At 45.1% G+C, this 22,694-nt stretch carries 19 protein-coding genes, 1 tRNA gene and 2 pseudogenes; 5 read left to right on the plus strand and 17 right to left on the minus strand.

Features of this window, described 5'->3' with window-relative positions; translation table 11 throughout:
• From Q0274_RS07190 to Q0274_RS07220, 7 genes are all read right to left on the minus strand, one after another.
• Positions 1-342: GDP-mannose 4,6-dehydratase (locus Q0274_RS07190; protein ID WP_298028531.1), on the minus strand; the 342-nt coding region annotated here is incomplete at its 3' end.
• 3 nt (positions 343-345) lie between these two features.
• Entirely contained in the window at positions 346-1,119 is a 774-nt protein-coding gene (gene rfbF, locus Q0274_RS07195) for a glucose-1-phosphate cytidylyltransferase (protein ID WP_298028559.1), read from the minus strand.
• Between the two features lie 234 nt (positions 1,120-1,353).
• Complete coding sequence (gene infC / locus Q0274_RS07200; protein ID WP_298028533.1) at positions 1,354-1,875, minus strand: translation initiation factor IF-3; 522 nt, start codon at positions 1,873-1,875, stop codon at positions 1,354-1,356.
• The gene (thrS, locus tag Q0274_RS07205; RefSeq protein WP_298028534.1) at positions 1,872-3,695 is read right to left on the minus strand and encodes a threonine--tRNA ligase; all 1,824 of its coding nucleotides are present in this window, start codon (positions 3,693-3,695) and stop codon (positions 1,872-1,874) included. Before thrS ends, infC begins: the two co-directional genes overlap by 4 nt.
• Before the next feature lie 102 nt (positions 3,696-3,797).
• Positions 3,798-4,997 (minus strand): multidrug effflux MFS transporter, encoded by a 1,200-nt coding sequence (locus Q0274_RS07210; protein ID WP_298028536.1) that lies wholly within the window; start codon positions 4,995-4,997, stop codon positions 3,798-3,800.
• Positions 4,981-5,718 (minus strand): spore coat protein, encoded by a 738-nt coding sequence (locus Q0274_RS07215; RefSeq protein ID WP_298028538.1) that lies wholly within the window; start codon positions 5,716-5,718, stop codon positions 4,981-4,983. Before Q0274_RS07215 ends, Q0274_RS07210 begins: the two co-directional genes overlap by 17 nt.
• Before the next feature lie 253 nt (positions 5,719-5,971).
• Positions 5,972-6,046: transfer RNA gene (locus Q0274_RS07220), tRNA-Glu, on the minus strand.
• Positions 6,047-6,123: 77 nt separating this feature from the next.
• Between Q0274_RS07220 and Q0274_RS07225 the strand changes: the two genes are divergently transcribed.
• Positions 6,124-6,618: a hypothetical protein gene (locus tag Q0274_RS07225; RefSeq protein ID WP_298028539.1), complete on the plus strand. Its 495-nt coding sequence runs from the start codon at positions 6,124-6,126 to the stop codon at positions 6,616-6,618.
• Between the two features lie 359 nt (positions 6,619-6,977).
• On the plus strand, positions 6,978-7,832 hold the full coding sequence (gene nfo / locus Q0274_RS07230) for a deoxyribonuclease IV (RefSeq protein ID WP_298028541.1): 855 nt from the start codon (positions 6,978-6,980) through the stop codon (positions 7,830-7,832).
• Between the two features lie 765 nt (positions 7,833-8,597).
• Here the strand turns inward: nfo and Q0274_RS07235 are convergent.
• Positions 8,598-9,200, minus strand: a complete 603-nt coding sequence (locus Q0274_RS07235) for a hypothetical protein (protein ID WP_298028542.1) — start codon at positions 9,198-9,200, stop codon at positions 8,598-8,600.
• Between the two features lie 193 nt (positions 9,201-9,393).
• Between Q0274_RS07235 and murI the strand changes: the two genes are divergently transcribed.
• On the plus strand, positions 9,394-10,632 hold the full coding sequence (gene murI, locus Q0274_RS07240; protein WP_298028544.1) for a glutamate racemase: 1,239 nt from the start codon (positions 9,394-9,396) through the stop codon (positions 10,630-10,632).
• Positions 10,633-11,511: 879 nt separating this feature from the next.
• Here murI and Q0274_RS07245 read toward each other — a convergent pair.
• From Q0274_RS07245 to Q0274_RS07255, 3 genes are all read right to left on the minus strand, one after another.
• Positions 11,512-11,877, minus strand: coding sequence for an EexN family lipoprotein (locus Q0274_RS07245; protein ID WP_298028545.1), 366 nt, complete (start codon positions 11,875-11,877; stop codon positions 11,512-11,514).
• A gap of 302 nt (positions 11,878-12,179) precedes the next feature.
• Positions 12,180-13,874: a Na+/H+ antiporter NhaC family protein gene (locus Q0274_RS07250; protein ID WP_298028547.1), complete on the minus strand. Its 1,695-nt coding sequence runs from the start codon at positions 13,872-13,874 to the stop codon at positions 12,180-12,182.
• A gap of 16 nt (positions 13,875-13,890) precedes the next feature.
• Positions 13,891-14,637 carry an SDR family NAD(P)-dependent oxidoreductase gene (locus Q0274_RS07255; RefSeq protein WP_298028548.1) on the minus strand — a complete coding sequence of 249 codons (747 nt, stop codon included), beginning with the start codon at positions 14,635-14,637 and terminating at the stop codon, positions 13,891-13,893.
• Between the two features lie 241 nt (positions 14,638-14,878).
• On the opposite strand from Q0274_RS07255, the gene Q0274_RS07260 reads away from it, so the two are divergent.
• The gene (locus Q0274_RS07260) at positions 14,879-15,574 is read left to right on the plus strand and encodes a hypothetical protein (RefSeq protein WP_298028550.1); all 696 of its coding nucleotides are present in this window, start codon (positions 14,879-14,881) and stop codon (positions 15,572-15,574) included.
• A gap of 135 nt (positions 15,575-15,709) precedes the next feature.
• Here Q0274_RS07260 and Q0274_RS07265 read toward each other — a convergent pair whose 3' ends face one another.
• The 5 genes from Q0274_RS07265 to Q0274_RS07285 form a co-directional block, all read right to left on the minus strand.
• Positions 15,710-15,943: an S-ribosylhomocysteine lyase gene (locus Q0274_RS07265; RefSeq protein WP_298028551.1), complete on the minus strand. Its 234-nt coding sequence runs from the start codon at positions 15,941-15,943 to the stop codon at positions 15,710-15,712.
• Between the two features lie 234 nt (positions 15,944-16,177).
• On the minus strand, positions 16,178-16,720 hold the full coding sequence (locus tag Q0274_RS07270) for a DJ-1 family glyoxalase III (protein WP_298028554.1): 543 nt from the start codon (positions 16,718-16,720) through the stop codon (positions 16,178-16,180).
• A gap of 10 nt (positions 16,721-16,730) precedes the next feature.
• The gene (locus tag Q0274_RS07275; protein WP_298028555.1) at positions 16,731-17,312 is read right to left on the minus strand and encodes a cytochrome c; all 582 of its coding nucleotides are present in this window, start codon (positions 17,310-17,312) and stop codon (positions 16,731-16,733) included.
• A 75-nt stretch (positions 17,313-17,387) separates the two neighbouring features.
• Positions 17,388-18,587: an OprD family outer membrane porin gene (locus tag Q0274_RS07280; RefSeq protein ID WP_005871017.1), complete on the minus strand. Its 1,200-nt coding sequence runs from the start codon at positions 18,585-18,587 to the stop codon at positions 17,388-17,390.
• A 796-nt stretch (positions 18,588-19,383) separates the two neighbouring features.
• Positions 19,384-19,770, minus strand: coding sequence for a hypothetical protein (locus Q0274_RS07285; RefSeq protein ID WP_298028557.1), 387 nt, complete (start codon positions 19,768-19,770; stop codon positions 19,384-19,386).
• A 316-nt stretch (positions 19,771-20,086) separates the two neighbouring features.
• On the opposite strand from Q0274_RS07285, the pseudogene Q0274_RS07290 reads away from it, so the two are divergent.
• Positions 20,087-20,482 (plus strand): annotated as a pseudogene (locus Q0274_RS07290) (EamA family transporter); the annotation flags it as partial.
• A gap of 788 nt (positions 20,483-21,270) precedes the next feature.
• Here the strand turns inward: Q0274_RS07290 and Q0274_RS07295 are convergent.
• Positions 21,271-21,510: pseudogene (locus Q0274_RS07295) on the minus strand (ComEA family DNA-binding protein); the annotation flags it as partial.
• Between the last annotated feature and the right edge of the window lie 1,184 nt (positions 21,511-22,694).

The following is a 22,694-nucleotide window of genomic DNA, read 5'->3' on the forward strand; positions in this document are numbered from 1 at the left end:
TTCGTAGGTTGTTATCGGATCGGCATAAGATGGACGTACGAGCGCCTGAGCGGCAAAGTGAAATACAATGTCGGGTTTATAAGCCGCAAAGACTTCGTTTAATTTGGCAAGATCTCGTATGTCGGCGATTACCTGGATGATATTTAAATTTAAAAGTCCTATATGATTTGGCTCTGTAGGCGCCGGAAGCGAATACCCTATCACTTTCGCACCCATGCGCTCCAGCCACAGACTAAGCCACGAGCCCTTAAAGCCGGTATGTCCGGTAAGCAAAACGGTTTTGCCCTTATAAATTCCGGAGTATAAATTTTGCATTTCTTGTGTCGTTATTGCGTTGTTCATCCGCTACCACTTTTTCCATGGAGCGCTACCGCTATCCCATAGTTTTTCTAATACTTGCTTATCACGCAAGGCATCCATCGGCTTCCAGAAACCACAGTGCTTGAAAGCACAAAGCTCGCCGTCTTTAGCCAAATTTGAAAGCGGAGCTTGCTCGAATACCGTAGCATCACCATCAGTAATATAATCAAAAACCTTAGGCTCGCATACGAAAAAACCTGCGTTTATCCAGTTTCCGTCACCCTTGGGTTTTTCAAAAAACGATGTAATTAAACTCGAATTATTAATATCTAAAGCGCCAAATCTACCTTCTGGCTGAACTGCAGTCATAGTGGCAGCCTTGCCATGTAATTTATGAAATTTTACTAACTCGTCTATATTCACATCACTAACACCATCGCCGTAAGTAAGCATGAAACTCTCATCTCCTACATATTCCTGAGCTCGCTTTATCCTACCGCCAGTCATTGTATCTAGCCCAGTGTCAATCAGAGTAACCTTCCAATCTTCGCTTAATGTTTTATGAATTTTCATATTATTACTTTTTATATCAATCGTTACATCACTTCTATGCAAGAAGTAGTTTGCGAAATACTCTTTTATATAATAACCTTTATAGCCAAGAAGTATCACAAATTCATTAAATCCATAGTAGCTGTAAATTTTCATAATATGCCATAATATCGGTCTACCACCGATCTCTACCATTGGCTTAGGTCTGATGCTAGTTTCTTCGGCAAGCCTAGTGCCAAAGCCGCCAGCTAAAATTAAAACCTTCATATATTCATTTCCTTTGTTTACTTCCTTCATAGCAAGTCGTCGTAGAGAGAATTTATTTGTTTTTGATTTTATCAAAATAAAACTTAGATAAGAATAATGATTAGATAAATTTTAAACTCCCTCACCTTTTATTTCTAATGTAATATTCTTTAACCAGGAGCAAACTTAAAATAGTGGAATTTTAAAATTCCACTATTTTATCGCTGCGATTTTTATAGCATAGCTAAATTTACGTTACGCCTTTTTCGGCGTGATCAGCATATTTACGTAGCGACCCTCCAGCGCAGGCGCTTTATCGCGATCAGCAACTTCTGCGAAAAATTCGTCCCAAATTTTATTGAGCAAATTTACGCCGATTTCCGGGCTTGACATCTCGCGCCCTTTTAAAAATACGCGAAGTTTGACGTGTTTGCCGCTACTGAGGAATTCTTTCGCGTGTTTTACTTTGTAATTAATGTCGTTTTGAGCGATTTTGGCGGACAGCTTGATCTCTTTGACCTCGATGATTTTTTGCTTTTTTTTCGCCTCTTTGAGCTTTTTTTCCTGCTGATAGCGAAATTTGCTGTAGTTCATGACCTTGCAAACGGGCGGCTTTGCATCGGGCGCTATCAAAACCAGATCCACACCCTCTCGCTCGGCGATTTGCAGCGCCTGCGCCTTTGAAATTATGCCGTAAACCTCGCCGTTGTCGCCTATGCACCTGACTTCGCCAGCCGGAATGTCCTCGTTTAGAAAAACCTCTTTGCCTCTGCTCAAAAATTCACCTCGTTTAATTTAGCTTTTACGAAATTTAAAAACTCATCCAGCCCTAAATTTCGCTGTTCGCGCGCCCTGCGATCGCGCAAGGCCACGCTGCGAGCCGAAACTTCATTATCGCCTAGGACGATGATGAGCGGCACCTTCTGCTTTTCAGCCGTTCTGATTCGTTTATTTAGCGTCTCGTTTTTATCTAAAATTTCACCGTCAATGTCTGCTTCGCGTAGCAAATTTAAAATTTCTTTCGCATAGCTTGCGTGCGCCTCGCCGATCGGCACGATCGATACCTGCGTAGGACAGATCCAAAACGGAAGCTCGCCCGCGGTGTGCTCGAGCAAAATCCCCACGAAGCGCTCGAAGCTTCCCAAAATCGCGCGATGCAGCATCACGGGCTGTTTTTTTTCATTATTTTCGTCGATGTAGCCAAGCTCGAAGCGCGCAGGCAGGTTAAAATCGACCTGCACCGTGCCGCACTGCCATTTTCGATCGAGCGCGTCGGTGATTTTGATATCGATCTTAGGTCCGTAAAAAGCGCCGCCGCCCTCGTCTAGGCCGTACTTTAAGCCCTTTTCGTCAAGCGCGTCTTTTAAGGCCTTCGTAGCGATATCCCAAACCTCGTCGTCGCCGACCGCCTTTTGCGGTTTGGTCGAAATTTCAAGCTCGTATTCAAATCCGAAAGCCTTCATCAGAAGCTCGACGAAATCTAAAATTTCATAGACGTTTTCTTTGATCTGGCTCGGCATCACAAACAGATGCGCGTCGTCCTGCGTAAACTCGCGCACGCGGAAAAGTCCGTGCAAGACGCCGCTTTTTTCGTGGCGGTGCACGACGCCGTACTCGCAAAATTTAAGCGGCAGATCACGATATGAGCGGATCTCGCTTTGATAAACCTTGATGTGACCGACGCAGTTCATTGGCTTGATACCGTATTCTTGATCCTCGATCGTCGTAAAATACATATTTTCTTTGTAGTTGCTGTAATGCCCGCTGATCTTCCATGCGTCGGATTTTAAAATTTCAGGACCGCGCACCGGCTCGTAGCCTCGCTTGCGAAGCTGCCTATAAAGGCGCTCCTCGAGCTTTATGCGCATCCTCGTGCCCGCAGGAAGCCAGATCGGAAGTCCCGCGCCGATCTGCTCGTCGAAAGTGAAAAATTTCATCTCGGCTCCGAGCTTTCGATGATCGCGCTTCTTAGCTTCCTCTAGCATCGTAAGGTGCTTTTTAAGGCTATCTTTATCGGCAAATACGACGCCGTAGATGCGAGTTAGCATCTCGCGCTTCTCGTCGCCGCCGAGATACGCTCCTGCGATGCGCGTAAGGGCGAAATTTTTCAAAAATTTCGTATTTTGCACGTGCGGGCCGCGGCAGATATCCTCAAACTCGCCCTGCACGTATAGGCTTACGGGGCCTTCGGGGATGCGCTTTAAAACCTCCTGCTTAAGATCGTCGTTTGCATATTTTTTGGCGACCGCTTCTTTGGTGGAGGCTATCTTTTTAATCTCTAAATTTGCCTCGGCAAGCGCGCGCATCTTTTTTTCGATCGCCTTTAAATCCTCTTCACCGAGCTTCTCGCCGTTATCTTTGCTAACGCGCATATCATAGTAAAACCCATCTTCGATCGCCGGTCCTACGAAAAATTTAGCACTCGGATAGAGCTCGCGCACCGCCTGCGCCAAAAGATGCGCACAGGAGTGGCGCAAAATTTTAAGCGCGTCCTCGGAGTTATCGAAATATATCGGCTGCGCCTCGCTTGCGCGCTCGCCGATACTTTGAGTATCGTAAATTTCACCGTTAAATTTATACGCGATAATATCGCTCATTGGCTTGTTTCCTTTTTTACCGAATTGTCTTTCTTACACTGAAAGAACAAGAGCTAATTTTAGCCAATCAATCCTTAACGATAAATTTAAAAAATATTAAAATTAAAATTTTTGATTCTTTTCTCGCAATAAAAAATACACGGCGTTTGCGCAAAGAGCACAAATCGCCATCACACTTGCGAGCAAAAACGGCTTATTCGCTCCCACTGCACCTACGATAAACGAAATGGCCCCAGCGATGGCAAACTGCGCAGTCCCCAGTACCGCCGAAGCTGCGCCTGAGTTGCCGTCCTTATACAGCGCCATCGCAAGCGTCGTGGCGTTAGGCGCAACAAAGCCAAGAGACGAAAGTAATACGAAAAGCGAAGCCTCAAAGCAGATGAAAGGAAGGCCAAGCATAGAGCATGCTAGCAAAATCAGGCTCATCGCAAGCATTGCGATTAGGCCGAAATTTAATAAAGCTGTGGGTTCGCGATTTTGCACGAGTTTGGCATTTAGTGCCGAAACGAGGGTCATTCCAAGAGCGTTGACGCCAAATATTACACCAAAGGCATGCTCGCCCAACCCGTAATAGCCCAAAAATATAAAGCTAGAGCCCGTGATATAAGCAAAAAGCGCGCTCATTGCGACTGCAAATCCTAGCGTATAGCGCATAAATTCTTTATTTCGCAAGATTATGCCGTATTCGCCAAGCACGCCTTTTATGCTAAGTGTAGCAGTCCCGTCTATCTGCGCGCTCTCGTCGAGTCCGAAAAATATAAATGCAAAAAGTAAAATTCCAAGCGCAAACAAAATCGCAAAAATCGCTTGCCACGAGAAAAAATCTAGCACAAATCCGCCTAGAGTTGGTGCTAGCATCGGAGCTAGCGAGCCCACTACCATCATCAGCGCAAACATCGCCGCAGCCTCGTGCAGCTCGAATTTGTCATTAATTACGGCTCGCGCAAGTACCACTCCCGCGCACCCGCCCAAAGCTTGCAAAAATCTAAAAAATATAAACGCATAAACGCTATCAAAGCTCACACAGGCAAGCGACGCACATATAAAAAGCAAAATGCCCGCATATAACGGCTTTTTACGACCGAATTTATCGCTTAGCGGCCCATAAACGAGCTGTCCTAGCGCAAATGCGATGAAAAAGCTTGCAACCGATAGCTGAGTGTAAAACTCGCTCGTAGCAAAGCTTGCCTTTACCTTTTCTAGCGCAGGCAGATACATATCGGTAGATAAGGGCGCCAGAGCCGACATATAGGCGAGTATAATAACCAGCTTAAATTTAGCGAATTTACTTTGTTTGACCATCGTTTTTCTCAATTATTTTTAGGCAGAGCTCAAACGTGCGCACGAGCGCGTTTAGATCCTTAAATTTTTGCGGCAAGAGCCTGGCGATAAAATATATTGGACGCAGCGCAAGTACCGTAGTCCACGCACTTTGCACTACGTCCTGCCCGCCATTTGAGGCGTAGGCGCAAATGCCTGCGCGCACCAAGCCTTCGTTCAGCCCTTCGCGACAAAGATCATAGACAAACAGCAAAAAATCTCGCATTTTGGCTTTTTGCAGATTACCGCGCTCGCCGCGATTTTCAAAATCTATAAATTTCATCTCGCCGTTTTTTACTAAGACGTCGCGCAGTGCGGGTCTGCCGTGTATGAAGCCGCGCGAATGCAGCTGTGCTAACGCCGCAGCGTAGCCCTCAATGAGCGCCACGCAAGATGCCTTATCCGAGCTTTTTAGCACCTCGTCCACCGGCGTGCCGCCGTCTTTGAGTACGAAAAAGCTCTCGTCTCGCAGCACCAGCTGCGGCACAGGCGCGCCGGCTGCGTACAGGCTCTCGCATTTTAGCGCTTCGTAATCGAAAGCGGCTTTCGGATTAGCTTTGAATATTTTCGTAAGCAATCCGCCGCGGATGCGCAACTCCGGCTGCTTAAGCCAGTATTTCTCGCCCTCGAAACTAAAGCTCGTGACGCGCTCGCCAGGATGATTTTTTAGAATTTCATTTACGTATTCTTTAAAATTTTGCATTCGATAAATTTAGCGAATTTTTTTTAGAAAGAGCTAAATTTGCGAGTTTTATTTCATTAAGTTTCATATATTCGTATAAAATCTATTACATAAATTCGGCAGGGCTAAATTTTAAAACTATCAGATAGAATTTCTTGGAATTTTATAGCGCAGGAAGCAGCAAAAGCGCATAATTTCAGAATTTAGTAGTTAGATAAAATTTCAGAATTTTACAAAAGCTAAGATTTGTGTCAAAAAATTTTAAAACTAGAAGTGGCGACCCCTACGAGATTCGAACTCGTTTTACCGCCGTGAAAGGGCGATGTCCTAACCGTTAGACGAAGGGGCCACTTAATCTGGTATTAAGATTAAAGGCGGTATTCTACTCAAGACGCACTTAAACCCAACTTAAATTAAGGATTATTTATGAAATGCTCTTTTCTGGCGCCGCTTGCACTTTCGCTTCTACTTGCAGGTTGCGCTACCACCGCGCTCAAGCCCGCTTCTACGCAAGCTGTAAATTTCACCGTCATTTCACCGCTTACTCGCACCAGCGACGCGGGCTTTATGCGTAAATTTAAAAATCAAACCGAGGTTCAAATTTATGCAAGCGGCATCAGCGTGCTGAGCCTAGTTTTAAAAGGCGATAAAATTTGTATGAACGGCGCGTGCGACGACGAGCTCGTTTTCAATAAAAAATTCTTCGGCGCCGAGCACTACCGCGGGCTTCTTGGCCAAATCCTAGACGGCAAACCGATATTCGGCGGCAGCGACGCGGGCGAGCGCCGTTGCCTCACGCAAAGCCTGCAAGATGGCTCTATCGATTATAAGGTTTGCCGTGACAAGGACGGCGGCGGAAGATCCATAAGCTTCGCCGACGCAAAACGCGGCGTAAAGATTAAAATCCGCGAGCTGCAGTAAAATTTTGCGTGATCGATGTTTGTAGCACGTGAGATGCGATTCCGCGGGCGGCGCGAGCAAATCTCGAACGAGTAAAATCTCGCGTAGCGGGCGTTTGCGAGCGCGCGGGAATAATGCGCTCTAGCAGCTGCACAAAACACGGCGCGAGCGGTCAAAATCCATTACTCGGCGGAGTAGCCGCCTAAGCTGCGCAAACGGCGCGGTTTTATTGATGCTCTGCGCCGGCTCTTCGCGGCGAAATTTACTAAGCAGCGCGTATGTGCGAAAGAAAAAGCGCGCATTTAAATTTGAAAAATCCGCGCAGCTCGGGTTTATGAAATTTTGCCGCACGCGGCGTAAAATAAAATTTAGGAGGTAAAATGAAGCGGATCGGAGCGCACGTGAGTGCTAGTGGCGGGGTTTCCAACGCGCCGTTAAATGCCGCAAAGATCGGGGCGGACGCGTTTGCAATGTTCGTCAAAAATCAGCGTAGATGGGACGCGCCGCCGCTTAGCGCGGAGGAGATCGCCGTATTTAAAGACGCGCTGAAACAAAGCGGCATCCGCGCGGAGCATGTCTTGGTGCACGACAGCTACCTCATAAACTTGGGCCATCCGCGCGAGGCGGAGCGCGAGAAATCCCTAAACGCCTTCGTGGGCGAGATCCGCCGCTGCGAGGCGCTCGGACTTAGGCTGCTAAATTTTCATCCAGGCTCGCATCTAAATGAAATTTCAGCTCAAGTGTGCCTGGATAATATCGCAGGATCGCTAAATTTCGCTATCGCAAACACCGCAGGCGTCAAGCTCGTGCTCGAAAATACCGCCGGGCAGGGCTCCAATCTCGGCTATGATTTTGCTCAGCTTGCTTACGTGATCGATAAAATTTCAAACAAAGATCGCATCGGCGTCTGCATCGATACCTGTCACGCGTTCGCCGCAGGATACGATCTGCGCAGCCGGCAGGCCTATGAGCGCACGATGAGCGAGTTTGACCACGCGATCGGCTATAAATTTTTAAGCGGCATGCACCTAAACGACACGAAAAACGAGCTTGGCGTGCGTAAGGATCGGCACGAGAGCCTCGGACGCGGATTTTTGGGGCTCGCGGCGTTTGAAAACATCATGAACGACCCGAACATCGACGAGATCCCGCTGATTTTAGAAACGATCGACGATAGCCTCTGGGCGGAGGAGATCGCGCTTTTGCGCAGTATGCAAGGACGCCGCAAAGCCTAATCGGACGCCTTTTGCGCCACGTAGAATTTATCTCATTTCGCTTCAAAGTGGCGCCAGCGATAAGAGCCTTATGCCGTGCGTTTACGTCGTGGGATTTATCACTTAAATTTTAACAAGCAAAAATAATGAGGAACTTCGCGCTAAAAATTCTGCGCCGTAAAAAGTCGCGAAATTCTACGACGAAAACACAGCACCAGAGCAAAAAAGCAAAAATTTTTATTGCAAAATCGCAGCGGCGCAGCAGAAATGAAAAATTTTACGCTGCGTAATTAAAATTTTCAAGCAAGATTTTTAAAGCGATGCGGCGGCAAATTTTAAAATTCTATCGCTACGATATTTCAAGGCTCGGCGCCAAATTCAAAGCTCTATGAATTTTAAAATTCTAAATTCCATATCAAAAAATTAACGCGAAACTTTATATTTGCGACTGCGTAAATTCCAACCTCACAATTCTACTTTCACTTGATCCTTGCAGAGGCGAAGCGTATAAGGCTACGTAATTCTAACTTAAAATTTTGCTGCGTACCAATCTATGCTTTTGGCACGTCTTTGCTTGTAACAAACCTGCCTATTTATTTTAGCGCTTTGCTTACGCCAAAATCTATGCAGGATCCGTGTAAATTTACGTTAAATTCTGCCGCATATCGCCCGATCAATTTAAAATTTTATCGTTGAGCTTAGATCCTACCGCCGCGATTCAAATTTAAACGCGGCGGGATTTTAATCCGCAGCCGACGCATATTATACCAGCCGCAACTCGGCGCGCTATTTTAGCAGTTCATACATATCGCAAGATTTTTGCCAAGTATTGAAAAGTCCGGCGGACGGATCATCTTTGCCTAGATCGCAAGCTTTTTTATAATATTGTGCCGCTTTTTTTGTATCGTTCATAGCAAGCTGACTATAAATGGCAAATCTATAGCAAGAGTCGAAGCTACCCAAGGCATTTTCGCTACCCAAAGAATTTCCTAAATCGCAACTCTTTCTGTAATAAATCGCCGCCTTTTCCATATCATCTGTGCCATATATATCAACGGCTAAACTCATGCAGCCCATATAATATCCGCCGTCGCAAGCTTTTTCAAAATAAATTTTTGCTTTTTCTATATCTTTATCTTTTTCTAAAAATCCTTTTCCTATATATTGGCTTCCCAAAAACCAGCAACTATACGTATCTCCTTTATCGCAAGTTTCTTTAAGCATTTTAACTCCTTTGTCGGGATTGTCGTTCTTAATAATATGTAATGCTCCCGCTTGAGTGCAAGACTTCATATTCCCGCCATCGCACTCTTTTTCCGCAGTCGCAAGATCAGGCGCGCCGAACGCAAAGCAAGCGGCGAGCGCTAACGCAAATAGCAATTTTTTCATTTAATATCCTTTCCGGGTAAAATTTTAATAATTTTTCCCCCCCCCCCCCCTAAAAAATTGATTAAATTTGCCGCGAATTTTAACGAGGCGGCGAGAATTTAACGGTCGCGGATCCACCAAGCCCGCTCAAAATTTAAATTTTACCTGAATTGAGCTATAATCCCTTTTTTAAAATTTAACCTTGGATAAAGATTTGAAAATAGCGTTTTTTGACTCGGGTATAGGCGGGCTGAGCGTACTGGCTGAGGCTCTGCGGCGGTTTAGTGGGGCGGAGTTTTTGTATTTTGCCGACGAGGATCACGTTCCCTACGGCACGAAAAGTAGGACCCAGATCGTGCAGCTAAGCCTTGACGCGGTAGGGTTTCTGGTCTCGCGCGGCGCGGACGGAGTCGTCGTTGCTTGCAACACCGCCACAAGCGCGGCTATTTCAGAGCTTCGCGGCGCATTTAGCGTGCCTGTCATCGGCATGGAGCCCGCCGTCAAGCTCGCCGCGGATAGCTTCGGCGCGCGACCGACGCTGCTCATCGCCACGCCGCTAACGATCGCGGGCGAAAAGCTAGCGCGCCTTGTCGGGCGGCTGGAGTGCGAGACGTGGAGCCTGCCGCTACCCCGCCTCGTGGAGTTTGCGCAGGATTTGGAGTTTGACTCGCCTGCGGTTCGGACGTATCTGCGGGAGGAGCTAGCTAAATTTGAGCTTGAGCGCCTCGGTTCACTCGTGCTTGGTTGCACGCATTTTAACTATTTCAAGGACGTTTTGCGCGAAATTTTGCCGTCTCACGTGCGCATCATCGACGGTATCGACGGCACGCTCAACCGCCTCGCAAGCGAGCTAGGCGGAGGGCTAAAGCTTGCTAGCGTCGAGGATTCGTCGGTACAAACGGCTAAATTTAACGCGAGCGGCGAGAGCAAGCCCGATATGATAGAGCAAGGTATGAGCAGACTTCGTGCAGTGTCGTGCGGCGCCAGAAAAAACGGCGCAGTGGGGTATGATGAGTTTTCTAACGCGGATGAGCGCGGCTTCGGCATGGATACTTTGCGCGACGTAAAATCGCAGGTTTGTGCGGATAAATTTGACGCAGACGGCGATATAAAATTTAACGCAAATTCGCAAACGGGCGAACTTGATGCCAGCGAGCGCGACGGCAGGCTGGCAGGCGATGCGCACGGCGTAGAGCAGTGCGACGAAGACAAATGCCGCATGTCGCCACGCGCCGTAGATACGAATTCGCAGCTTAAGCTTTATTCTAGAGACGGCGCGGATTTGTCCTTGGAATTTGAGCCGCGAAGCGAAGAGGCGGGTATTTCGCGAGTGAATTATCCAAACGGCAACAGCGTAGAGTATTTTTACTCGGGCAGGGCGCTAAATGCGGCGCAGCTACGCAAGGTGGAGATATTTTTAAAGCGGCTCGATGCGATGCGAGCAATCGACTAGGCTACGCGCCCGTGAGCCGCAGCGTGGGTTAAAATTTTATCGCATCGCGGATCGCACCACGCGACTTAAAATTTAGATACGTGGTGGATCGCTCTGCGCAAGTTAAAATTTTGATACGCTATAAATCGCAGCGCAGACTCAAAATTTCGCCGTTTCGTAAATCGCGTCACATAGGCTAAAATCTCAGCGCGCTAAAATTTAACTCGGCTTGATGATTTAGAAGCGGCTTCGCAACGGCGTGCGAGCAATGGTGTCTCGCTACTACCCGGCGCGCGAAAGTTAAAATTTTACGGGGCAAATGCTGCCTTCCGCTGTCCGGCACATAAATTTAAAATTTAACACACAAACGCTGCCGTCTGCCTTGAAACCGCATAGCGCAAGCCAAGCGCCCGCCGTTGCCACTACTTCTTTAAATTTCATAGCGCGAGCCAAGATCGCTTATATGGGGAGTTGCCTCACGCCGCAAAAATTATCGCATTAAATTTGAAATTTTAATTTAGACTAGGGTGCGGATAAAGTGCGCGCGAGGTTAAATTTAGCACGCCGCGCAAACCGCCACTGAGTGAAATTTAGACTAGCCACGCGGCGTAAATTTTAAAATGATTAAATTTCAAGGCGCCGCAAAGCTCCAAGTCTTTTCCGCGGTAGTCAAAAGCTCGCAGGCTTTGGAATTTTAAAATTCGAAATTCTAAAATCTGTAAAGCAAGATTTTGCGCCGTATCATTTCGTAGGCGAGATTTATACCGCAAAATTCAGCGCCGTGGAGGGCAAATTTACCCTGCACCTAAGGCGCAGAGTAAATTAAAATGAACTTAAGCATAAGGCGTAAGAATAATTTTAATATAAAATTAACGTGTTTATCACAAGTCTATGGTTTTTTTACTTATGCCCTCCAGTAAAATATTTTTTACGCTCATTAAATCTATATTCTTCTAACCCCTTACTTGCATTTTCACAATTTTTGTGCATTTTGCTTCCTTCTTCTATCTTATCCCAATCACAATTCTTTTCTACTTCTTTAGCTTCCTCTATATGCTTTTCATAGTATTCTACCGTCATAACTTTTATGTCATTGACCGATTCTTTCGCGTTCACGCAATTTTTATATGAGTTGCTTCCATCTTTAAGGGTATTGAAATCGCACTTTGCCAAAACCTCTTTGGCTTCGTCCAGATGCGCGTCGTAATATTCCTTGGTCTTTACCTCGGTATCGTCACCGCAGCCTACTAATAAAGCAGCTAACACCCCCCCAGAGGAACATCTTAGGATTTTTCATTTCATTCTCCTTGTTTGAAATTTATCGGTATTTTACTACCCGTTTACTTTAAAAATTTTAAATTGCGGGCGCACGCGCCGTTTTAACGCGGCTCGTTAAAATTCTGCTTTTAAAATTTGCTCGCGCTTTTTGAAATTTCGTTTTAAAATTTTAATAGCGCGACGAAATTTTGCGGAGTGAAATTTCGCGAGGCAGATGAGAATTTCGCCCAGCAGAATTCCGCATTGCTGCGGAATTCAAAATTTAAAAGCAAATTTAAAATTTGCGGGAGCTACTCCTCTACCTTTTTACCTGCGAATCGCACCAGAGCCCACGTAACGGCAAGCCCCATCGGCAGCGCAATCCAGACGCTAAGCCCTAGCGCTACGGGCAGATAACCCGCCACCACGGCGACCGCGCCGACGGATAGAGCGTAAGGCATCTGTGTCTTTACGTGCTCGATATGATCGCAGCCCGCGCCCATCGACGAAAGGATCGTGGTATCCGAAATCGGCGAGCAATGATCGCCGAAAATGGCGCCCGTAAGCACGCCCGAGATATTTACGATCATATAGGCGTGAAGCGTATCGCCCGAAAGCCCGTAGTGTAACCCCACGGCGTTTGCCAAAGGTATGGCTAGCGGCATTAAAATTCCCATCGTGCCGTAACTCGTGCCCGTCGAAAAGCTAATGAACGAGCCCAGCACGAAAATCGCTACCGGAAGCAAAAATTTCGGCGTATTTTGACTTAGCATATCGACTAGATAGCGCGACGTGCCGAGCTCCTTAATGACGGAGCTGAGCGACCAGGCAAGCAGCAAGATCACGATCGTGACGATCATCGTCTTCCACCCCTTGATCCACGTAGAGATCGCCTCTCTGACGTCAAAAATTTTGCGGTAAACGCTCATAAATATAGACGCGACCGTAGCAAGAAGCGCCGCTTGAAAAAGCGCGACCGACGAGTTTGCGTTGCCGAACGTCGCCTGAAGCGTCGCAAAGCTTAGCGGAGCGGCTTTTGCGGCCGCGAGGGCATCGCCCTCAAGCTTGCTTAGCCCGCTAAAATAAAAGCTCGCAAACGCACCGCAGATTAGCACTATAAGCGGGATAACGGCGTTTGAAGCTTGCGGCTTGACGCCTTCTTTAGGCTCTAGCGTTTTATCTTCGAGCTCGGCGATGTTAGAATTTTTAGAGTGGATTTCGCCGCTTGCCGCGCGCCTTTCGGCAGAGAGCATAGGTCCGAAATCCCTGCGCATGAACGCCACGTAAACTACGAAAGCGAGCATAAAAAGGTTGTAGAAGCGATACGGCATGGTTTGTACGAAGATCGAGAAGGCGTTTACGTTTTGCACGCCGATCTGATCATATCCCGCTCTTATCAGAGAGACTTCGAGCCCTACCCAGGTAGAAATTAGCGCGATACCGGCAATCGGCGCGGCGGTAGCGTCGATGATGAAGGCGAGCTTTTCGCGGCTGACTCTAAATTTATCGGTGATCGGCCTCATGACGGGACCTACGATCAGTGCATTTGCGTAGTCGTCGAAAAATACGAAAAGACCCATAACCCATGTTGAAATTTGCGCTGAGATACCCGTTTTAGCGCGCTTACTAATCCAAAGCGCCACGGCTTTCGTGCCGCCCGTCCTGCTAATCAGCGCTACCACGCCGCCGATACAAAGTACCTGCAAAAGCACGCCCGCGTTGCCTTTGCTAGCCATAGAGCCCACCACGCGCGAGACCAGATCGGTAAAGCTGCCCACAAGCGCGGAGATCGGATTGTTGCCGACGACTGCAAGCATATAGGTGCCGCTAAAAACGCCGATGAAAAGCGACAGGATCACCTCTTTGGTGATAAAGGCAAGCGCGATCGCCACGACGGGCGGCACCAGCGTCCAGATGCCGAAAAGCTCGGCATTATGTTGCCTGGTCGCGTCATCCACCGCAAACGCGGCAACCGATAAAAACATTAGTAATAGAATTTTTTTCATTTTCTCGCCTTAAAATTTAATGCTTCTCGATAAAAAGCCCAGCCCAGCTCTGCTGCGTCGCCATCGCCTCAATCACGTTGATATTTACGCGACGGGGCATCGCTAGGCAGCTTAGCATGATCTGCGCGATGTCCTCGGGTAGGATCGCATCGACCCCCTCATACACGGCCGCAGCGCGCGCTACGTCGCCTTTAAAGCGCACCTGGCTAAACTCGCTCTTGCAGATTCCAGGAGCGATCTCCGTCACGCGAATGCCGGTGCCGCGCAGGTCGTTGCGGATATTGCGGCTAAACTGCTTGATAAACGCCTTGCTCGCGCCGTAAACGTGACTGCCCGGATAGGGCCACGCGCCCGCAGTCGAGCCAAGATTGAAGATATAGCCACTTTTGCGCGCGATCATTAACGGCAGCACCGCCTTGGTCGAATACAGCACGCCTTTGATATTCGTATCGACCATCGTCTCCAAATCCTCTACGGGCGTCTGCGCGATCCCCTCAAGCCCGAGCGCGAGCCCTGCATTATTTACAAGTACCTCGACGTCTTTGAAATTTTCAGGCAGCGCGCTTACGGCATCAAACACCGCAGCTTTATCGCGAATATCCGCGGCGATAATGTGCGTATTGCCTAGCTCGCTCGCTAGCTTTTGTAGCCGCTCCTTGCGGCGCCCTAGTGCTATGATCTTATAGCCTTGCGCGCTAAGCGCCCTAGCGATCGCCTCGCCAAAGCCGCTCGTAGCGCCCGTGATGAATGCCGTGTTTTTCATATGATCCCTTTTGCGTAAAATTTTAAATTTAGCGCAATGATAACGCAAAACGAATTTAGAATTTATGAATTTTATCTTGCGGCGCGGGCGCGGATGAAATAATGCGAAGACATTGGGCGTGCTTCTAGCGCGCGAGCTCGCGATCGGCAGTGGATTCGGCGAGCGCACGGCTAAATTTAAAATTTTGCGTCGTTTGTTTTTCGCAGTTTGCTATAATCACTTAAATTTAGGGAAAAGGCAAATGAGCAAATTTATACGATTTATCCTTGCTAGTATCTGTGTTTGCGCCATTTATGCGGGTCTTAAATATGCTTTTATACTCTTTATCACGTGGCTCATGTTTAGTGGGGTATATTTTGACGGACCGGGTACGCTGCTTGCCATACCGCTCACGTTTCTAAGCTCATCGGTTATATTTGATTATTATTGTATTGCGCTGGGTTCTCATCTGCTCTTTTTATCGCTACTTAAAGGGCGCGACGTGAAAACGCGGTGGATTTTACCTTTATTTTTTCTCATAACGCTCGCATTTTGTAGTTTTTGCGTCTTAATCGGGCACGAAGATTATCAACGCATAAACGCGCTTTTTGCACTCTTGCTTATCTCTCCTTTTACACTCATCGCATACGCCATCGTTACGACCGTAATCCTTGCCAAAAATAAAATTTCGGATTATTATCCGGTCTTAATCGTGATAATTTTTGTGCCTATTCATGCCGCCAGCATAGGGATATGGGGATTAGAACGGATATATTTTGGAGTATTTCTAAACGCGACGATACTGGGGATCTTTTACTTCACGGCGAAAATAGGGCGCGTAAATTTGATCGCACACAGACCCACATCCGACAAAATGCAAAATTCTAAAGACCGCGTTATCAAAACGATACAAAGCAGCGCGGCATTTTTAAACGACGATATTTTAAAGAAGCGCTAAATTTTATCCTTTTTAGGAATTCCACATAACGCTTTCGTCGCGCGCTACAAGCTTATATGCTTCCAGATAGGTCTGTGATTTACCGACGAAACCTTCAAAAACTGCGCCGTTTTGCCTCTTGATACATCGACGTCGCTATTTGATCAAATTTAGATCCAGTGCGATCTCGTCGTTTTTAATCACGCAGATTCCTTTATTTAGCACGTTTTGCGCGATCTGTTTAGCTTCTGCTAGCGAGTGCATCGCGAAGGTGCCGCACTGAAATTTATTCAGCTCGGGGATCTCTGCTTGAGAGCCCACGCCTAGAATATATCCCTTCATACTCGCGCTCCACGCCGTCGTGATGTTAATATTTGGTTTTAATAGCAACTAGCTCCAATAAAATTTCATCTGTCACGCACAAGGTCTTTTGCGTTTTTCGATTTAGAATTTGGGTTGTGATAATTCCATTCGTCGTTTACGGATACTCAGAATAAATATTGTGGCTATTTTATACGTGTAGGGCAAGATAAAATTTGTAATTCTCAGGCGCAGCAAAATCAGCACGCCCCGTTTTACAAATGGCAAAATAAGGCGCGCTAGAATCGGTCTTCACTTGAAATTTTATTTAAAAAGCAAATCGGATTTTAGCTTGGAATAAACCTGCTCGCCTTTTAGCTCGCGGACGATTTGCAGCGCGAATTCCATCGCAGTAGCAGGGCCCTTCGAAGTCATTATATTTTGATCTTTTACGACATTCGCCGCATTTGTATAGCCTGGGTGAGCGATCTGATTTTCAAAGCCTGGATAGCAAGTGTAAGAGCTTTTTAGCACACCTGCGGTAGCTAGCGCCCACGGAGCAGCACATATTGCGCCAATTTTTGTATTATTTGCATCAAAGTCACGTAGAATCTTACCAAGCTTCTCGCTTTTGGCTAAATTCTCCGCACCGGGCAAACCCCCTGGCAAAACGATCATAGAAAATTCAGACACCTTAATATCATCCAAAATTTCATCCGCCACAAGCTCGATGCCGTGCGTACCGCGAACGCATTTTTTCTCTAACCCCACGGCTGGAGCATCAATATCCGCGCGTCTTAAAATATCAATGATGCTTATCGCCTCGAGCTCCTCAAATCCGTTAGCTAAAACTACAGCAACTTTCATCGCATACCCCTTATTTTAAATACGAGCCCTGCTCACTCGGAGCAGTCGAAATTTCAGTGTTGCCGCTAGCACGAGATGGTCTATCATATAAGAACTCATCGTCGCCTTTTAGATAGCCGATGATATAGCCAACTTCTTCAGCGGTGGTTTTGGCAGCGATAGGCTGCATAATATACTTCATCTTTTTGCCATATTGCCCGTCAGAGGTGTAGCTTGAGATCGCGATTGCAATCTCCTTCGCGCTTAGATCTTTTAGCTTACGAGAGCTGCCATAGGCGCGTTTCTGTCCTTCTGAGCCGTGGCAAGAAGCACAGTTAGCATCGTAGATTACCTTACCTTTTTCCTTGATATAGTTGATGTTACGATTTATTTTTGTGCCACCGCCTATAATGTTGCCTTTGGCATTGGAGGTATTTTTGTAGATATTTACGGTTACATTTTCATCTTTAGAATGCTTTTCGATCAGGGATTTTAGCTCTTTGGCAAACTCACCTTTGGCTTCGAATACATACGTGTCATCACTTGCTTTATCCGCGGCATTTAAACTAAAGGCAAAAAAACATGCTAAAAAAGAAATTTTAAAAATTTTCATAGAAAACCTTGATTTAGAATTTAAAAAGGGCGAAGCAAAAGCTTCGCCCTAATTTTACCTGTATAAGGTAAATAATTAGAAGCTGTATTTAGCCTCAAATCTGATGCGATCTTTTTTCTCATCAAGACCGCCAGCAGCATCGTCAATCTTATAGTGAGAATACCAAGTTTTAAAGCTTAGTTTTTCATTATATTTATAAGAAATTCTACCTACTACCTCATATGCATTATCACCATCTGCTTTACCATCTAGGTAATCGGCACCGATTCTGATACCAGTATCAGGGATAGTATAGCCTGCTACTACATACCAGTAGTGATTTTCGCCACTAAAGTTTCTATAGTCTAACAACTCTTCACCCGGGCTAATGAAAGAGCCTTGATCTTCAAAAGATACAAAAGAAACTTTATCTTTATCATCAGGTTCAAATTTTAAATAACCTGCAGCTAAATCAACGCCAAAGAAACCAGCATTAGCCTCTGCCGCCCAGAAGTCTGCATCACTAGCACCTGCATCTTTATAATCGCCGTCAAAATCAGAGAATGCGTACTGACCTTTTACACCGAGATTGAAATCATCAGAGATATCAAAGTTTAGAGCTAACTCTGCGGCGAAAAGCTGTGCTACGTCCTCTAGAGCATTATACCATAGCTGGAAAGATACCGGATCGTATGAGCCCATAAATCCTATACCGTATAGATTATGATCAGTAGTTAGTTTATTATCTACCGCTGCGCCCCAATCAAGGCTTGAAATATCTCCATCATTCTCTAAAGAATCCATCCAAAAGCCGCTAATTGTCAAGCCCTCGATATCAGTGCTAGTAATTTTAACACCGTCTCCATACATATCATCGGTAAAGAACGAACCTATGCCCTGGCGACCGACTGCAATAGTGGTACCGCCGATAGTGTATCCTAAATAAGCTTTAGCGATATCGAAATCAGAATCTTTGTCGCTTGGATTTTGTGCACCGTGATATTGGCTATTTGAAGAAGAAAGTGACTCGCCATTATCTCTATCTAAGAACCTAACGCCCACTACACCAAAGAAGTTATCATCGATTTTAGCTTTGAAATCTACTTCGGATTTAAATTCCCAAACGCCCTTATTGCTATTTGTTTCATTTTTAAGGTGATCGTGGGTATATCGCATACGAGCGTATCCGTTTAGATCCACGTCCTTGATAGCTTCCTCTAACGGAACAGCACTTGCACTCATAGCAAGAGCACCTGCAGCGACTGCTGCCGCTAAACTAAGTTTAACTAGTTTCATTTTGAACTCCTTTAAAAGTTTGTAAGCGCAATAGTAGCACAAAATGACAAATTATATGCTTAAAATAGGCTGAAAAATACTAAAATTTTACCAAATTGTTACCGAGCATTTACCGAAAATCCAAATTTAACGGGCATAAAAAAAGCGAGACCCACACAGGCCTCGCCGATTATTGAAAGGAGTTCTAATTTCGATGTGGGGATTATATCAGGCTGCGGTAAACAGACGGCAACACCTCTTTCTTGCGGGAAAAATTTGATAAAATTTTACGATACAAAATTTTATGAATGAAATTTCAAGACACAAAATTTGCAAAGCGTGGGTTTTAAAAATATCTACGCGACATCTTATCAGCGGGGAATACTGCACTAAAAACGAGCAGTACGCAAAAAACCGCGAGAAAGAAAATTTATAAGAATTGCACGAATTAAAATTTTAGCGTGGCTGTATTTCTATAAATATAAAATTTACGGACAAAATGGCACTATGCAGCAAGGAATTTTAAGCGTGAAAGCAAGCGAATAGGAAATGCTAACCTAGCCATATAAGTAAGATGTGCAGCGCAGAATTTCGTGAAATACAAAATTCCACAACTTATAAAATATAAAATTTATGCAGGCAATCGCATAAAGAATCAGCGGACTTTAAAGCGCAAGCAAATCGCGCCAGCCCGCCATGATTAAGTACAGAAACTATTGCCTTCATAAGAGTAGAGAGCAAACACAAAAACGTTTATCTCAAATTAAAAGCAGGCGCACTTACCTTCAAAGGCACAGCGGCTAAAAATCGCGTGGGATTAAAAGCTAATATTTTCGCTCTCCGGTACAGCAATAGCGTCGTTTTTATGCATTTGTTTGGTCTCGATTTTACCGATATCATAAGCGCGCGGAGCAACGGAACCCGCTTTGCGCGAGATGATTCGCATATCAGTGATAGCGCCTGAAGCGGTACTTATGTAGGCAGTATCTCCCGCAGCCGCATAATATCTGCTTGCGCGAGCGGTGTAGAGCTCGCCGCTGGATAGGTCTTTGAACGTATAGACGTAAGCTGTGGAGCTTTGGCGAGTGTAGTTTACGATCTCGGATTTGAGCGAGCGTAAGTTGCCTGCAGGCGTCGGAGCGGTGTTTACGGCGCAGCCTGCGATGCCAAGAGCCAAAAGTGCAGAAAATATGAAATTTTTCATTCAGTATCCTTCATTGGTAAAATTTGAACTTTTAGAGTAGTAGGTTTGGGCTTAAAGTTTGCTTTTTTGAAAGGCATCGGAGCGGAATTTAAACGACGATGGATGCGCTTGCGTCGCTGGCATTTGTTTTTGAGGAGCATCGAAGTGGAATTTAAACAGATCTCTCTTAGCGCTAGGCGAAGCGAGAATGCGCTTTTGGCGATTTTTCTATATATGCGGGGTAGAATTTAGCAGTAATCGCGAGCGAGATTTAGCAATATCGTCTAAATCAAACGTGATCGTGATGGAGCTCTAACTTCTTTTGCTGGGTTAGCGCGCATCAGCACTCTTTGCGGCGCTGACTGCGATATTTGCAAAAATCGGGCTTGAAGGCATCAACTCTCACTTCGCAACTTTTATTCGCACGATCATCATCGCCTTTTGCCTCGCCGCATTCCTACGCTACGCTAAAGCCTGGCAGCCGCTATCGAGCCTAACCCCTCGCAACTGGGTATTTTTGATACTAAGTGGGCTGGCGACGGGTGCATCATGGCTAGCGTATTTCAAAGCCCTACAAATCGGCAAAGCCTATCAAGTAGCACCGATCGATAAGCTAAGCGTGGTACTCGTTGTAATCATCGCCGTGATCTTTTTAGGCGAGCGCCCGAGTCTTCGCGAATGGCTCGCGCTAGCACTAATCGGCGCGGGAGTGATGATGCTAGCGTTTAAATAGGGTAAAATTTGCTTTAAATCTATCTCTTGTGGTCTTTTTAGCCGCTACGCTATACGCTTTGTCGTAAGATAAACCTACTGCCGGTTTCTGCAAAATTGCCGCCCTAAACCGCTATGATTTCTTATGGCTTGACTTTAGCCTACACAATTTCTAGGCATTGCCTGAAACGTGCCGGTAATCGATTTGCCGATACCTTGCTGTAGCTCGGCGGTCTTTGGGGTAATTTTAGTTCTGCTTAAAAGTAGTGAGATTAAAATTTATGAGAAATCAGGAATTCCCACCTTAAAATTCCAAAAAATATCGGCTCACCGTACCATAAAATAAAATCGCATCCGCAAGTTTAAATCAAACTGTAAACTTCTAAATCTACAGTATAGTCGATCACAAGCTAATTACGCAAGATGCGAATTGAAATCTTGCACACTTCCATAGCTCCGCCTAAATCTATACGCTTGCTACGTAGATCATGCATTTGTCGCAAGCGCTAGACTTATAAATTTAGTAAATTTAAGCTAAGGCTAAAGAATTTACTCTCCCTTACCCTTCTTGCCCCTCTTACCTTTAGCCTTAGATGATCCCTCTTCTTTAGCTTCGTCTTTGATCTTAGCCGTAGAGCTTTTTACTTTACCATCCTCATTCATAGCTTTATCCATGTTATCATCCATTTTCTCTTGCATCTTTTTTGATTTAGCGTTTGCTTTAGCTTTAGAGGATTTGGCGGTATCTTTAGCTTTTTTACTTGCTTTTTGCTTTACGGATTTTAGATCACTTATATCTGTTTGTCCGCTTACGGCAAGATCATCTTTAATAAGCTCAAATCTCTTATCGCCTATGCCTTTGATGTTTTTGATATCCTCGATATCTTTAAATTTATTATCCTTGCGGTAATCTATAATAGCCTGAGCTTTTGCTTCTCCGATGCCCGGAAGCGCCATAAGCTCCTCTTTACTTGCAGTGTTTAAATTTACTGCTGCTAGCATAAATGCAGGAAGCGATAGAAATAGTGCGGATTTAAATAGGTTTTTCATTAAAAGTCCTTTTAGGTTAAGATATCTGTATTGCCAAATAAAACGTCTATTAGCATTGAGGCTTTTGTATACCTATCCCATATCTATGCTTTAGAATGGATATACCGCCCATATAGCTATTACGCTACCTTACAATACGGTAAGGATTATATTTGCAGCGGGCTTAAAGGGAGATAAATTTAAGAGATATATTGAAATTTTATCTGTTCTCCAATCTCTTTTATTAAATAAATACGTTAAATTTTAGCTTGGTCTTAAAAAGCGGATAGGCGATAAAGCTAGATAGATTAAATTTAACAGCGCCTTTTTGTTCCTCTTTGGAGACCGAAAAGGATAAAGCTAGATATATTAAATTTAATACCGCAAGCATTGAAACGGGATTTGGATTTAAATCATGCAAAAGGCTAAGCGGCGATATTTATGAAATTTAGTCCTACCTTACCGCGCACGGAGACTTTTTACGTGCGAGACTATACGCATATGGCGACGGGATACTGGTGCTGTGAAAAGCACGGATACTTTACGTGCAAAGCTAAACGAGCAATCTTCATAAAATTTAGCCGCATCAATAAGCTTGCTTTTGTGTGGCATGCTTTTCTGGGCTTGATTTTTAATAGGGTTTTATCCGCTTATGGGACATTTCATTATATTAATTAACAATGCTTGCCAAGCTTTATTTGGCATCTAGTTTAAATCATTCGAAAGCCTTATAAGTTGCCGGCGGCTTTATAATTTAGATATAAAAACGCGGCAATGTATTAAAAACGAATAAACGTATAAATCATAAATGAGGCTCGTATAGGTTAGAAATAAAGATCGCGCCATAGAAGTTAAAAAGCAAACGCAACAGGATAGCATGGAAAAACAATACGAACAAGCAAGTATTATAGAAAAATTTCAATCCGTATCATTTTTCACTCAATATAAGTTAAATTTAATGCAGAGTTTTGAGATTTTGTATTGATTGGAGGGCTAGATTTAAAATTTGTATTTGCGGAAGGTTCTAAAATTCTAAGAAGGCTATAGAATTTTAAATTTATCAAGCAATATTTATTGGCTAAAAAAGCGATAAGCCAAAGACACCGGAATAGAATTTAAATTGAAAATTGTATGGAAAGTTATGTAATTTTAACAAAGCCTGCAGCGACCTACTTTCCCCGTCCGAGTAACGGATAGTATCATCA

The organism is uncultured Campylobacter sp. (assembly GCF_937973075.1).
In the GTDB taxonomy this organism is placed as follows: domain Bacteria; phylum Campylobacterota; class Campylobacteria; order Campylobacterales; family Campylobacteraceae; genus Campylobacter_B.

Excerpts from the sequence above, each read along its gene's own strand:
- rfbF (WP_298028559.1), bottom strand. The coding sequence starts at position 1,119 with ATGAAGGTTTTAATTTTAGCTGGCGGCTTTGGCACTAGGCTTGCCGAA.
- thrS (WP_298028534.1), bottom strand. The coding sequence starts at position 3,695 with ATGAGCGATATTATCGCGTATAAATTTAACGGTGAAATTTACGATACT.
- Q0274_RS07210 (WP_298028536.1), bottom strand. The coding sequence starts at position 4,997 with ATGGTCAAACAAAGTAAATTCGCTAAATTTAAGCTGGTTATTATACTC.
- Q0274_RS07215 (WP_298028538.1), bottom strand. The coding sequence starts at position 5,718 with ATGCAAAATTTTAAAGAATACGTAAATGAAATTCTAAAAAATCATCCT.
- Q0274_RS07225 (WP_298028539.1), top strand. The coding sequence starts at position 6,124 with ATGAAATGCTCTTTTCTGGCGCCGCTTGCACTTTCGCTTCTACTTGCA.
- nfo (WP_298028541.1), top strand. The coding sequence starts at position 6,978 with ATGAAGCGGATCGGAGCGCACGTGAGTGCTAGTGGCGGGGTTTCCAAC.
- Q0274_RS07235 (WP_298028542.1), bottom strand. The coding sequence starts at position 9,200 with ATGAAAAAATTGCTATTTGCGTTAGCGCTCGCCGCTTGCTTTGCGTTC.
- Q0274_RS07250 (WP_298028547.1), bottom strand. The coding sequence starts at position 13,874 with ATGAAAAAAATTCTATTACTAATGTTTTTATCGGTTGCCGCGTTTGCG.
- Q0274_RS07255 (WP_298028548.1), bottom strand. The coding sequence starts at position 14,637 with ATGAAAAACACGGCATTCATCACGGGCGCTACGAGCGGCTTTGGCGAG.
- Q0274_RS07260 (WP_298028550.1), top strand. The coding sequence starts at position 14,879 with ATGAGCAAATTTATACGATTTATCCTTGCTAGTATCTGTGTTTGCGCC.
- Q0274_RS07270 (WP_298028554.1), bottom strand. The coding sequence starts at position 16,720 with ATGAAAGTTGCTGTAGTTTTAGCTAACGGATTTGAGGAGCTCGAGGCG.
- Q0274_RS07275 (WP_298028555.1), bottom strand. The coding sequence starts at position 17,312 with ATGAAAATTTTTAAAATTTCTTTTTTAGCATGTTTTTTTGCCTTTAGT.
- Q0274_RS07280 (WP_005871017.1), bottom strand. The coding sequence starts at position 18,587 with ATGAAACTAGTTAAACTTAGTTTAGCGGCAGCAGTCGCTGCAGGTGCT.
- Q0274_RS07285 (WP_298028557.1), bottom strand. The coding sequence starts at position 19,770 with ATGAAAAATTTCATATTTTCTGCACTTTTGGCTCTTGGCATCGCAGGC.